Source organism: Arthrobacter sp. zg-Y1143, from assembly GCF_030125565.1.
Taxonomy (GTDB): domain Bacteria; phylum Actinomycetota; class Actinomycetes; order Actinomycetales; family Micrococcaceae; genus Arthrobacter_B.
The window spans coordinates 581,505-593,813 of the sequence record NZ_JASKLW010000001.1 but is presented as its reverse complement, the minus strand read 5'-3'; the positions used below and the strand labels follow the sequence as shown (position 1 = coordinate 593,813).

Sequence of the window (12,309 nt, the reverse complement as noted above, 5' to 3'; positions counted from 1 at the left end):
TTTGTTGGCATAAATATCAGCCCGCTAGGAATCAACCCACTAGGAGACGCCCTTTGCCGGTAGCAAGCGCCCAGCCTTCAGCCCCCTCGGCCCGAACCGTGCGTGCCAAGCGCGTACGCAGCATCCGCTCCCTTCACCGCGGTGACACCGTGGAAGCCCGCAGCGGCGGGGAAACCTATTTCCGCGGCTCCGTCCAGGAGACTGCCCCGGGACTGGCCACGGTCTGGATCCGCGACGAATCCACGGACGTGCGGACCGCCGTCAGCATGGATGACTTCTCGCTCTGGAAGGTCTAGTGCCGCTTCGAGGATCAGAGCGGCAACGCCTCAGCGGTCAATCAGCGCACCGGCGCTGATGTTCAGCGTGGCGGCAGTCATGCTGGCAGCGCGGTCCGAGGCCGCAAACGCCGCCGCATAGCCGACGTCGTCCAGCGTGGCGGCACGGCCCAGCATGGTGGCGTTGGTGATGGTGTCGGCAATTTCGCCGGCACCTTCCATATTTTCCGGCAGGGTTTCCGGAATGCCCCCGGTGCGCAGGGTCAGGACCCGGATGCCGTAACGCCCCAGCTCACTGGAGAGCTGCCGGCGCATCGCTTCCATGGCTTCGAACGCGGTCTGCAATCCGCCTAGGTACAGCCCCGGCACGGGGTCCCCGGACCCGCCGAAGGCCAGGATCACCCCCGAACGCTGCCTCATCATGTGGCGGGCTGCGGCCTGCGAGGTGAGGAAAAAGGTCTGCACCGCAGTGTCCACCGGGCGCAGGTACTCCGCCACGGGCATTTCCACCATGGGGGTGCCCTGCACGTCTCCGTGCTGAATCACGTTCAGGGAGATGTCCAGGCTTCCCGCCGCGGCCGCTACGTCGTCGGCATGCTGGTTCACGGCCCGCTCGTTGGTGGCATCCAGCAGTGCCGTGTCCGCCACTCCCCCGGCTGCCCTGATCGCCGCGGCCACCGCCTGCAGCGGCTCCGGGGTGCGCCCGGCAAGGAACACGCGGGCCCCTTCCCGGGCGAAGGCCTGCGCCACCGCGCCGCCGATAGCCCCGCCGCCACCGTAGATGACGGCGTTCTTGCCCATAAGCAGCGGCTGCATGTTTGCCTCCCGGACGGCGTGCCGAAGCCCGATACACCCCGGCCACCCCATCATCAGCCGCCATTGCAGCGGGGACAAGGGCGGGCCCGGGCGAATGTACAGAAGGGGGGGGGGGGTGCGGGGTGACCCCCCGGCGTGCGTTTTGTGGGGGGGGTTTGGGGGCACACGGGCGGGCCCGGGCGAATGTACACCCGGGCGGTACGCTTCCGGCTTCCCGCCCTTCTGTACTTTTCTGCGGTGCTTTTCCCGGCAGGCGGCCGCGGAGCTAGATCAGCGCATCCGAAAGGTGGTTCGGCGTGCCGAAGCGGTGCGCCGTGATGCTGACGGCCTGCTCATGCAGGAACGGCAGCAGCTCCAAGCGGCCGGATTCGGTGACCGGCTGGGCGTACACGGCAATATCCGGGGTGCCGCCGGTCGCCTCGGCCAAGGCCCGGGCGGAACCGCCGATCAGCCGGACCCGGCCGTTCTTCAGCGAGGCAGCGGCGGAAGCCAGCCAGGCGGCGTCGTCCTCCACCCGGAACTGGAGCCCGAGTTCGGTCAGGACCGCCCGCACGCCGGCGGGGAGGTCGACGGCGGTGGATACGGCCACCGTTGACCCTGCCGTCAGCGCTGCGGTCAGCACCCGGACGAGCCGGGCCGCCGGCTGGCCCTCGGACAGGCGGACAGTCACCGGCACGGGAACGTACCGGAACACGTTGCGCTCTGCGGAGAGTGCGGAGACGTCCTTGGCGGTGCCGAATTCGCTGTTCCAGGCCTGCGCGTCACGGTTCGCCGCGCGGCGGAGGAAGGCGGCGTCGTCGGCGCTGAAGGCCGACGCGGCCGATTCCGCCGCAGCTACCAGGCGTGCCGCCGGCGCTGCTGCGGGGAGCTCAAGGGCTGCCTCGGAGGTGCCGTCTACCGCTTCCCAGTTGCCCAGCCCGATGAGGTAGTTGGGGCCACCCGCCTTGGTGCCGGCGCCCACGGCCGATTTCTTCCAGCCACCGAAGGGCTGGCGGCGCACAATGGCACCGGTGATGCCGCGGTTCACGTAGAGGTTGCCGGCAGAGATGCGGTGAAGCCATACATCCATCTCCGCCGGGTCCAGCGAGTGCAGGCCGGCGGTGAGGCCGTAGTCAATGTCGTTGGCCATCTCGATGGCCTCTTCCAGCGTGTCCGCCGTCATCACGCCCAGGATCGGGCCGAAGTACTCGGTGAGGTGGTACTCGGAGCCGCGGCGGACGCCGGTGCGGATGCCCGGGCTCCACAGCCTGCCGCTCTCATCGAGCTGTTCGGGCTGCAGCAGCCAGGTTTCCCCAACGCCCAGTTCGGTGAGGCCGCGCAGCAGCTTGCCGGCGGCCGGTTCGATGATCGGACCCATTTGCGTGGTGGGATCCTCCGGGTAGCCGACCTTCAGGGACTGCACGGCGTCCACCAGCTGGTTGCGGAAGCGCGGGGACTTAGCCACGGAGCCGACCAGGATCACCAGCGACGCGGCCGAGCACTTTTGCCCGGCGTGCCCGAAGGCGGAGGCTGCGACGTCACGGGCGGCCAGATCGAAGTCAGCACTCGGGGTGACAATCACAGTGTTCTTGCCGGAGGTCTCGGCCAGCAGCGGCAGGTCCGGGCGGAAGGAGCGGAACAGTTCGGCCGTCTCGTAGCCGCCGGTGAGGATCACGCGGTCCACGGCCGGGTTGGAAATCAGCTGGCGGCCCAGTTCCTTTTCGCCCAGCTGGACCATCTGCAGCACGTCGCGCGGGACGCCGGCTTCCCAGAGGGCTTCCACCATCACGGCGCCGGAGCGCGCGGACTGGCGGGCGGGCTTGATGACGACGGCGGACCCGGCGGCCAGCGCTGCCAGGGTGGAGCCGGCGGGAATGGCCACCGGGAAGTTCCACGGCGGGGTGACCACGGTCAGGCGGGAGGGCACAAACCGGGCACCTTCCACGGTGTCCAGTTCACGGGCCAGCTCGGCGTAGTAGTGCGCGAAGTCGATGGCCTCGGAAACCTCGGGGTCCGACTGGTCCAGGGTCTTCCCGGTCTCGGCGGCCATGACCTCCATCAGGTCGGCGCGGCGGGCCTCAAGGACTTCACCGGCGCGGTGCAGCACTTCGGCCCGCTCCGCACCGCTGAGCGCACCCCAGGCCTTGCCCTGGGTGACGGCGGTGTTGATGACGGCTTCCAGCTCGGCTTCGGTGCTGACTGCGGCGGCGGCCACAGCGGCCTCGCCCAGGTCCGAGCCGGGCACACGCGCCAGGATGCCGCGGCCCCAGGCCTGGTTGGCGGGCAGCGACGGATCACTGTCCGGAGTGTTGTCGAAGCTGTCCGCGGCGGCAGCGGCGGCCGGCATGTTGCGGTCCTGCACGCGGTGCGGTGCGGGAACGGCGGTGTCCAGGTTCTCCAGCGAGGCCAGGAAACGCAGCTTTTCCCGCTCGAACAGGGCCTCGTTCTCGGCCAGCTCGAAGACGGCTGACATGAAGTTCTCGGAGCTGGCGCCCTCTTCAAGGCGGCGGATCAGGTAGGCGATGGCGACGTCGAACTCCGCCGGGTGCACCACCGGGGTGTAGAGCAGCAGGCTGCCGACGTCGCGGCGCACCACCTCGGCCTGGCCGGCGGCCATGCCCAGCAGCATTTCGAATTCGATGCCGTCCCGCACGCCGCGTTCCCCGGCCAGCAGCCAGGCGAACGCGACGTCGAACAGGTTGTGCCCGGCCACGCCGATCCGCACGTTGGAGATCCGGTCCGGGTGCAGTGCGTAGTTGATGACGCGCTTGTAGTTGGTGTCGCTGTCCGCTTTGGAGTGCCAGGTGGCCAGCGGCCAGCCGTGCAGGGAGGCTTCCACCTGCTCCATGGGCAGGTTCGCGCCCTTGACCACGCGCACCTTGATGGCGGCTCCGCCTTCGGCACGGCGGGCGGCGGCGAATTCCTGCAGCCGCATCATGGCCGAGAGGGCGTCCGGCAGGTAGGCCTGGAGCACGATGCCGGCTTCCAGTTCTTTAAACTCAGGCTTGGCAAGGAGCCCGGTGAAGACCGCCATGGTCATTTCCAGGTCCTTGTATTCCTCCATGTCCAGGTTGATGAACTTCTTCACCGGGGACTGCGCGGCGCGGCGGAAGAGCGGAGTCAGCGACTCGATGACGTGCTGCACGGCCTCGTTGAAGGCCCACGGCGAGTGCGGGGCCACGGTGGCGGAGACCTTGATGGAGACGTAATCGACGTCGTCGCGGGCCAGCAGTGCGTGTGTGCCCTCGAGCCGGCGGGCGGCTTCATGCTGGCCCAGGACGGCTTCGCCCAGCAGGTTCATGTTCAGCCGGATGTTCTCCTTGCGGATGCCGGCGATGGCCTTGCCCAGCTTGGCGTCGGTGGCGTCCACAATCAGGTGGCCGACCATTTCGCGCAGCACCCTGCGGGCGGCCGGAATGACGATCTGCGGCACCACCGGGCCCAGGATGCCGCCCGCGCGGACGGCCGCGCGCATGTACCAGGGCAGGAAGCCGGGCACGCGCGGGGCCAGGGCGGCCAGGTTGCGGGCAGCGACGCGGATGTCTTCGGGGCGGACGACGCCGTCCACGAAGCCCACGGTGAAACCGAGGCCGTCGGGGTCCTTGAGGACGCCGGCCAGCTGCGCTGCGGAGGCGTCCACGGGGACGGCTGCGGCCTCGGTGAGCCAGCGGCGGACGAGGGCTACGGACTGCTCTGCCAGCGCGGCGTTGGGGACGGCATCGGCGGTGGCGCGGTCCTCAAAGGTGTCGGTCATTTTCCTGGTGCTCTTTTCGTCTAACAAGTGGGGTTCCCCCGAGGTACTGACTCAGTATCCGCTTGTAGTTCAATTAGATAAAGCGATCTTTTCCGACCAATACTGGTCAGCTTTCCTGAACGTTCTACGAGGGGTTCCCGTGCTCGATATCCGCCGGCTGCGGCTTCTGCGTGAATTGAAGGTCCGGGGTACCTTGGCGTCTGTGGCCACCGCGCTGAACTTCAGTCCGTCCTCCGTATCCCAGCAGCTGGCCCTGCTGGAAAAGGAGGTGGGAGTGGAGCTGCTCCGCAAGACCGGCCGCCGGGTGACACTGACGCCGCAGGCGGAAATCCTGGTGGACCACGCCGCCCGCATCCTGGACTCCATGGAATCCGCCGAGGCGGATCTGGCCGAGTCGCTGACCACGGTTGCCGGCACGGTCCGGGTGGCCGTATTCCAGTCCGCCGCGCTGGCGCTGATGCCGGACGCGCTGACCATCCTGGGCCGGGACTACCCCGAGGTGCGTATTGAAATGACCCAGCGCGAACCGGAAACGGCACTGTATGAAACCTGGGCCCGGGACTTCGACCTGGTTATTGCCGAGCAGTACCCCGGGCACGCCGCTCCGAGGCATCCCGGGCTGGACCGGGAACAGCTGACCACTGACGCCATCCATCTGGCCGTGCCTGCGGAGAACCTGGGCGGGCCGGATATCCGCTCCATTGCCGACACTGCCTCCCTGGCCTGGGTCATGGAGCCCCGCGGTGCAGCTTCGAGGCACTGGGCGGAGCAGGCCTGCCGGCAGGCCGGGTTTGAACCGGATGTGCGGTATGAAACGGCGGACCTGCAGGCGCAGATTCGGCTGATCGAGTCCGGCAACGCCGTCGGGCTGATGCCGGAGCTGGTCTGGACGGGCCGGCCCCCGACCGTGCGGCTGCTGGATTTGCCGGGCAAACCGCGGCGGACCATCTTCACTTCGGTGCGTGAGGCCGGCAGCCAGCGTCCGGCCATCCGTGCCTGCCGGGAAGTGCTGGAACGGACGGCCCGGCTGGTGGCGTAGGGGCTTGGGGTGTACTCCTGCCGGTTTGGGATTCTCCTGCCGGTTTGGGAAATCCCTCAGCTGCGCACTGGCAGGAATTTCCCAAACTGGCAGGGATTTCCCAAAGTGTCAGGGTTTCCGAAGTGCGGAACTCCGGAATCGCCGTTCGCCGTTCGCCGTTCGCCGTGCAAGGATTCGGTCCATGGACGCAGCATTTGTGAGGTACCAGGCGACAGAACTCAGCCGCCGCGGAAACAGGGTGGGGATCTTTGGCTTAGCCAACAGCCTGGCCGCAGAGGAAAAGCTGTCCCGGGACGACAGTGAGTGGCTGGCCAGTGCCAACGCCTGGTACAACGCCGCCTACCCGGATCCGTGCGTGTCAGACCCCTCGGTGTATGACCGGGATCTCCACCCGCACGCGCAGGCCTGGTTCAAGAGCACGGCCGTTCATCTGCTGGCCAGGGTTCCGGGGTACCTCGCCCTCTTGACCCGCTACGGAGTTCAATGGGAGGAAGTCCGGTCGGCACATCCCGGAACCGTTATCTATGAGGATGCCCTCCAGGTAGTGGTGGATCCGTAACCGGGAACGCCGTCAAGACCTGGCATTTAGCCGGACTCAGCCCACTTCATAGGGCGCGCACGTTGCTTGGAGGTCCGCAATGGTGCTTTGCCAGGCGAACATGTCGAAGCTCGATCCGGCAGCCTGGCTTTCGGCCGCAATGATGGCCTTACCCAAGGACGAGACCAGCTCATCCAACTGCACATCCAGACCCTCCGGCGCGGTGAGGGCGATGCTGCGGATCTGCTTCTCCACTGTGCGGGCGCTTTCTGCCGGCCCGTTGAATCCGTAGGTACCCTCATTGATTCGCACGAAATAGCTGGCCTGGGAAAGCACCCCTTTGCCCTCCGGCCCGAGGAGTTTGCGGCAGGACTGCTCCAGTGAATCCTTTGCCGACGCCGTCGGAGTGGCGGAAGGCGCGGGGGTAGCGGAAGGCGCTGCCGGTGCCGCGGCGGGTTCCGTCCCTGCCGCACTGCAACCGGTGGTGAGCATCAGGGCAAGGGCCGCAATGGCGGCGGTTTTTCGCATGGTTCCCCCGGGAATCGAAGACAGTTGCCCCACCTTAGCGGGTAACAACGGGGACGGGAAACCTTCCGGCGTGCCGCCTGCAACCCAGCAAAACGGCGGGCCCCGGAAAACCCGGGACCCGCCGTCGTCGTGCGTACTAAATTGCTGTGCCGGATGCTAGCGGCCGCGGCCGGACCCGGAACCCGAGCCCGAGCTGCCGCCCGACCCGGAGCCGCCGGACCCGGACCCGCCGGACCCGGACCCGCCCGACTTCCCGCGCCGGATGTCGCTGTCGTTGACGTCCGTGTCGATCTGCTCCTTGCGGACCTCCTCGGAAACGCTCTCGGTATCAGTGACGGTCTCGGTGTCCAGCCGTACCCGCTCCACCGGCTCGGTGTGCTTGGACACCACCGGCTCCTCGGCGTGCAGGGTCACCTCGTGCTCGTCCTCGGTGAGTTCGGCACCGGAGAGGGCATCGCCCGCGTTGGCGTCCGTGATGGGCTCGCGCTCAATCCGGACTTCCTCGTGGCTGACCGGCACCTGCTGGGTGACGGTCTCGGTGACGATGTACTTGCGCAGCCGGGCCTTGCCTACCGCACGGTTTTCGGTGCCGACGTTCAGCCGCTCCTCGGACCGGGTCATGGCATCGTCGATGTTTGCACCCGACCGCGAGTGGTCCGACAGGTTGGACGTGCCCGACCCGGTGGATGTACCGGCGGTGCGCTCATCGGAAACCAGGCCGGCGTCGGCGTCCCTCATGCCGCTGGTTCCGCTGTCCGTGGTGATGGTGTCCGTCTCGCTGAAGGACTCGGTGGAACCGTCGTCGTAACTGAACCCGTAGTAGCGGTACAGCGTGACTTCTTCTTCGGGGCTGATCGAACCGTCGCTTTCGATCTGCGGCGCGTTCTTGACCTCTTCCTTGGAATAGGGCACCAGGACGTCAACGCCCTCAACGGTTGCCTCGCTCAGGGGAATGAACGTTTCAGACGTGCCGAAAAGGCCGGTGTTGACCGTGACCCATGCCGGTTCGTCGGTCTGGTCATCCAGGTAGAAGGTGCCGACGGAACCGATCCTGTCACCGTTCGGGCCCAGTACGTTGCCCGAACCGGTCATAAGTCCTTCGACCTGCTGATTCGTGATCATCTTGTTCTCCTCGCGACAGCGAATCCGCCGAGTCGGTTGACCGGCGGTAATTCACCCCCGGCCTGTGGAGGAAAACAGCGAAGCGGTCGGTTTCCGCCTGCAGCTCCGGGTGGCCGGTTGGTTGACTTGTGAGTGACCTGGCACACATACCAAGCCCACTTACAATTCCAGCCCCTCGGCCGGAGAACCGTCAATAGGTACCCGAAGCGCGAGGCGTAAACCTCATGCCCCCGCGAAAACGATGATGGAGCTAGGCGTCCTGCAGCAGGGAGTCCCGCACCTGGCGCCGGAGCACCTTGCCCAGCATGGACTTGGGCAGTTCGTCGATGGCGACAATCTTCCGCGGCACCTTGTAAGGGGTGAGCCGCTCCCGGCAGTAGGCGCGCAGCGCGGCCTCATCCAGCTCGGCACCTTCCTGCAGGACGACGGCGGCCACTACCTGCTCGCCGCCGTCTGCCCGGGGCAAGCCCACCACGGCGGCGTCGAGAATGTACTGCTGGGTGCGCAGCACGTCCTCCACCTCGGTGGGGGAAACGTTGAAGCCGCCGGTGATGATCAGTTCCTTGCGCCGATCCACCACCTTCACAAAGCCGTCTTCATCCACGGTGACAATGTCGCCGGTGCGCAGCCAGCCGCCGTCGAGCAGCACCTCCGCGGTGCCCTCCGGGTTGTTCCAGTAGCCGGCGAAGACCTGCGGACCGCGGACCAGCAGTTCGCCCGCAGCTCCGGGCTCGACGTCGTTTTCCGGCGCCTCGGGGTCCACTACCCGCATTTCGGTGCTCGGGAACGGCACACCGATGGTGCCGTTGCGCCGCGATTCGGCGAACGGATTGCCCAGTGCCACCGGTGAGGATTCGGTGAGGCCGTAGCCTTCCACCAGCAGCCCGCCGGAGACCTCTTCCCACAGCTTGACCGTGGCGGCCGGCAGGGTCATGGCACCGGAGATCGCGTAGCGGATGGTCGACAGGTCCACGCCGCGCTTCTTCGATTCGGTGGCGGTTTTCTCGTAGATCGGCGGCACGGCGCAGAAGACGGTGGGGCGGGACTTCTTCGCCGCCGTCAGCACCAGGTCCACGTCGAACTTGGGGAACAGCACCAGCCGGGAGCCGGTGAGCACCGAGAAGGTCAGGTACAGGGTCAGGCCGAAGGCGTGGAACATCGGCAGCACGCCGTAAATGACTTCCTTGCCTTCCTGCGCGCCGTGCATCCAGGCCTTGCCCTGCAGGGCGTTGGAACGCAGGTTGTAGTGCGTGAGCATGACGCCCTTGGGCGCGCCGGTGGTGCCGGAGGTGTACTGCAGCGCGGCCAGGTCGGTGACCTGCGGGCGCGGGTGGTCCTGCGCCAGCGGGGCATGGTCCAGCAGGTCTTCCCACGAGGTGGTGCGCTCGGTCTTGGCGGTCAGCCCCTCGCGGGTGCGCCGGACGGAGGGCAGCGGCAGGGTCAGGGCGATGCGCTTCAGGCGCGGCATGGCCTTGGTGATGTTCACGGCCACGATGGTTTCCACGGCAACGTCGCCGGGGAAGTCCTGGACCTTCTCCACTGCCTTGTCCCACACGATGGCAACCTTGGCACCGTGGTTCTCGAACTGGTGGCGGAGCTCGCGCTCCGTGTACAGCGGGTTGTGCCCGACGACGACGGCGCCCAGCCGCAGCACGGCGTAGAACGCGATGAGGTACTGCGGGCAGTTGGGCAGAATGATGGCCACCCGGTGGCCCTTGCGCACTCCCAGCCGGCGCAGGCCCTCGGCCGCACGGTTGATCCGGTCCCCCAGATCCTTATAGGTGGTCTCGGCACCGAAGAACTCCAATGCCACCTTGCTGCCGAAGCGTTCTACAGCTTCTTCCATCATTGCGGTGAGGGATTCCGTGGGCAGTTCAATCTGCGCCGGAACACCGCTCTGATAGTTCTTGACCCACAGGGGTTCAGAGGCACGCTCAGCGGCGACGGACATGGAGTTGCTCCTTAAGTTGGCTAAAAATGACTATAGCGAGGCCGCCCTTCCACCGATAAATAACGAGGCCCAAACCACGCCGGTTCCGTCCCGCCGCCGAGGTGTGGAGGAACACTCGCCGGGTCCGAACGGACGCAGCTAGTCCGTCAGGGACGCCAGGTAGCGGGCCAGTGCACGCGGTGCCGACCGCGGGGCAACGGCTTCCACTGCGGCGTTGTAGTTGGTGTTGGTATTCACGTCGTAGGTCAGCAGCCGGCCGTCGGCAGCTTCAATGAACTCGATCCCGCACACCTCCAGCCCGTTGCGGCGGGCAAACTCCAGGTACTTCCCGATCACCGGGGAGTCGAAGTCCTTCCGAAGGCTGAACAGCTGCGTGTCGGCGTCCGGGGCAATGGTGGCGCCCGGCGGCATGATGGGCCTCCCGGTGGCCGGGTCAATGGCGCAGGCATCGGCCGGGCAGAGCTGGAAGCCGCCCCGGGCGGTGTCCGCCTTGATCGCATAAATGAACTCCCCGCCCACAATTTCAACGCGGGTGATAAACGGTTCGGCAGCGGAAATGTACTCCTGCACCAGGGTGATTCCGTCCGCCGGTTCCTCGAACTCCGCTGACGCCACGTAGTCCGCCAGCTCACCGTGGGACTCGAACTTCCGCACGCCCAGGCCCTTGCCGCCCTGATTGTGCTTGACGATGAAAGGGGTCTCGAACTCCTTGGCCGCCGCCAGGATCTGGTGGCGTCCGACGGCGGCAACGGTGCGCGGGGTGTCGATGCCGGCAGCCCGCAGGGCGGTCAGCTGGTCCACCTTGCTCATCTCCAGTTCCAGGACCCGGCGGCCGTTTACGGTCCGCCGGCCGTGTGCCTGAAGCCAGGACAGCACGGCCCGGGCATAGTCCTTGGACAATCCGTGGTCCCGCGTATGGGACGACGCACTGATCCGCGACCAGAAAATCCCCTCCGGCGGGACCGCATCCAGGTCCAGCACACCGTCGGTCAGCAGCCATTCCTCCACATGGACGCCCTCGGCCTCGAAGGCCCGGGCGAAGGGCGGAAACCATTCAGGGTTCTCGTGCAGTGCGTAAACCGTGGGGGTGCTCATGGGACTCGCTTTCGCCGTGGGGAACAGCCGTGGGGAACAGCATCCCGGGTCCGGGTCACGCCTGGCCGGGGCGGCGCCGCCGGGAACCGCACAGTCACCCTAGGCCCGTGGCCGGGCAACGGCCAGCCCGCATGACGTCCCGAGTCACGGGCGTTGCCGGTCTGGGTGGGTGTCCCGCCCTGCCTTTCCTGCCGCATCCAATTTCCCACGAAGTGTTACTGCTGCGCCGCGTGGGGAAACACCCGTCCCACCAGCACCAGAGCGTGGGAAAACCGCTTCCCCAACACCGGCCCACCCAACGAACCCCAAGCCGCCCCCCGGCCCCGCTCCGCGCGTCGTCGTCCGCCTCCGGTTACCTGCCCCGGCCCGCGATCCGGGCCACCATCCCCTGCGGGGCGAGACCGCTGACCGCGGCGAGCGCCCGGTACCGCTTGGACGGAATCGACACTCCCTTGCCGGCAAAGGCTGCGGCCAGCCCCTCCCGCACCACGCGTTCGGGCTGCAGCCACATCCAGCCCGGGTAGACCGTCTTGTCCATCTGCATGCGCTGGTGGAATTCGGTGTGCACAAACCCCGGGCATACCGCCGTCACGGTGATCCCGCGGTCCTTGTAGTAAATGTTGGCCCAGCGGCTGAAGTTGATGACCCAGGCCTTCGCGGCGCTGTACGTTCCCCGCGGCAGGAAGCCGGCCAGCGAGGCCACGTTGATGATCCGTCCGCCCCCGCCGGCCTGCATGCTGTTCAGCGCGGTGTGGCTCAGCTTCAGCGGTGCGGTGACCAGCACATTGAGGTGGTCCACTTCGGCGTCCAGGCTGTTGTGCGCGAAGTCGTTCTTCAGTCCGTAGCCGGCGTTGTTCACCAGCACGCGCACGTCCGGTTCCCGCACACGCGCGGCGACGGCGGCCACACCGTCGTCGGTGGACAAGTCGGCGCCGAGGTACTCGGTTTTGACGGAGTACCGCCGGGCCAGTTCAGCGGCGGAGGCCTCCAGCCGTTCGGTGTTCCGTCCCGTCAGCACGAGGTTGTAGCCCCGCTCGGCCAGTTGGCGGGCGAACTCGGCCCCGATACCCGATGTTGCTCCTGTAATTACTGCGGTCTGCGTCATACCGGCCACTTTGCTATGCCCGGCGCGGCTTTGGCAACGAGGGCCCCTACCGGCCGGCTGCGTCCGCGCCTAGCGTGAAAGGACCATCCCCTTTCCGGAAAATGGCT

General features: G+C 67.1%; 10 protein-coding genes. 3 read left to right on the top strand and 7 right to left on the bottom strand.

Annotated features, from left to right (window positions below; genetic code table 11):
- Positions 1–53: 53 nt before the first annotated feature.
- Positions 54–296, top strand: a complete 243-nt coding sequence (locus QNN98_RS03025) for a hypothetical protein (protein ID WP_227911842.1) — start codon at positions 54–56, stop codon at positions 294–296.
- 30 nt (positions 297–326) lie between these two features.
- Here the strand turns inward: QNN98_RS03025 and QNN98_RS03020 are convergent, their stop codons facing one another.
- A complete protein-coding gene (locus QNN98_RS03020) occupies positions 327–1,091 on the bottom strand; it encodes an SDR family NAD(P)-dependent oxidoreductase (RefSeq protein WP_227911843.1) in 765 nt (254 codons plus the stop codon).
- A gap of 265 nt (positions 1,092–1,356) precedes the next feature.
- On the bottom strand, positions 1,357–4,824 hold the full coding sequence (locus QNN98_RS03015; RefSeq protein ID WP_283996220.1) for a bifunctional proline dehydrogenase/L-glutamate gamma-semialdehyde dehydrogenase: 3,468 nt from the start codon (positions 4,822–4,824) through the stop codon (positions 1,357–1,359).
- A gap of 139 nt (positions 4,825–4,963) precedes the next feature.
- Between QNN98_RS03015 and QNN98_RS03010 the strand changes: the two genes are divergently transcribed.
- Both QNN98_RS03010 and QNN98_RS03005 read left to right on the top strand, forming a co-directional pair.
- On the top strand, positions 4,964–5,863 hold the full coding sequence (locus QNN98_RS03010; RefSeq protein WP_227911845.1) for a LysR substrate-binding domain-containing protein: 900 nt from the start codon (positions 4,964–4,966) through the stop codon (positions 5,861–5,863).
- Between the two features lie 181 nt (positions 5,864–6,044).
- Positions 6,045–6,422 carry a hypothetical protein gene (locus QNN98_RS03005; RefSeq protein ID WP_229958040.1) on the top strand — a complete coding sequence of 126 codons (378 nt, stop codon included), beginning with the start codon at positions 6,045–6,047 and terminating at the stop codon, positions 6,420–6,422.
- Positions 6,423–6,458: 36 nt separating this feature from the next.
- On the opposite strand, the gene QNN98_RS03000 is transcribed toward QNN98_RS03005, so the two are convergent.
- From QNN98_RS03000 to QNN98_RS02980, 5 genes are all read right to left on the bottom strand, one after another.
- Entirely contained in the window at positions 6,459–6,929 is a 471-nt protein-coding gene (locus QNN98_RS03000; RefSeq protein WP_229958042.1) for a hypothetical protein, read from the bottom strand.
- Positions 6,930–7,085: 156 nt separating this feature from the next.
- On the bottom strand, positions 7,086–8,051 hold the full coding sequence (locus tag QNN98_RS02995; RefSeq protein WP_227911848.1) for a YsnF/AvaK domain-containing protein: 966 nt from the start codon (positions 8,049–8,051) through the stop codon (positions 7,086–7,088).
- Positions 8,052–8,301: 250 nt separating this feature from the next.
- Positions 8,302–10,002, bottom strand: a complete 1,701-nt coding sequence (locus tag QNN98_RS02990) for a long-chain-fatty-acid--CoA ligase (protein WP_283996219.1) — start codon at positions 10,000–10,002, stop codon at positions 8,302–8,304.
- A gap of 138 nt (positions 10,003–10,140) precedes the next feature.
- Entirely contained in the window at positions 10,141–11,097 is a 957-nt protein-coding gene (locus QNN98_RS02985; protein ID WP_227911850.1) for an ATP-grasp domain-containing protein, read from the bottom strand.
- Between the two features lie 352 nt (positions 11,098–11,449).
- Positions 11,450–12,202: an SDR family NAD(P)-dependent oxidoreductase gene (locus tag QNN98_RS02980; RefSeq protein ID WP_229958045.1), complete on the bottom strand. Its 753-nt coding sequence runs from the start codon at positions 12,200–12,202 to the stop codon at positions 11,450–11,452.
- Positions 12,203–12,309 lie beyond the last annotated feature (107 nt).

Coding starts and splice junctions, on each gene's coding strand:
- QNN98_RS03020 (WP_227911843.1), bottom strand. CDS start 1,091: ATGCAGCCGCTGCTTATGGGCAAGAACGCCGTCATCTACGGTGGCGGC.
- QNN98_RS03015 (WP_283996220.1), bottom strand. CDS start 4,824: ATGACCGACACCTTTGAGGACCGCGCCACCGCCGATGCCGTCCCCAAC.
- QNN98_RS03005 (WP_229958040.1), top strand. CDS start 6,045: ATGGACGCAGCATTTGTGAGGTACCAGGCGACAGAACTCAGCCGCCGC.
- QNN98_RS03000 (WP_229958042.1), bottom strand. CDS start 6,929: ATGCGAAAAACCGCCGCCATTGCGGCCCTTGCCCTGATGCTCACCACC.
- QNN98_RS02995 (WP_227911848.1), bottom strand. CDS start 8,051: ATGATCACGAATCAGCAGGTCGAAGGACTTATGACCGGTTCGGGCAAC.
- QNN98_RS02990 (WP_283996219.1), bottom strand. CDS start 10,002: ATGTCCGTCGCCGCTGAGCGTGCCTCTGAACCCCTGTGGGTCAAGAAC.
- QNN98_RS02985 (WP_227911850.1), bottom strand. CDS start 11,097: ATGAGCACCCCCACGGTTTACGCACTGCACGAGAACCCTGAATGGTTT.
- QNN98_RS02980 (WP_229958045.1), bottom strand. CDS start 12,202: ATGACGCAGACCGCAGTAATTACAGGAGCAACATCGGGTATCGGGGCC.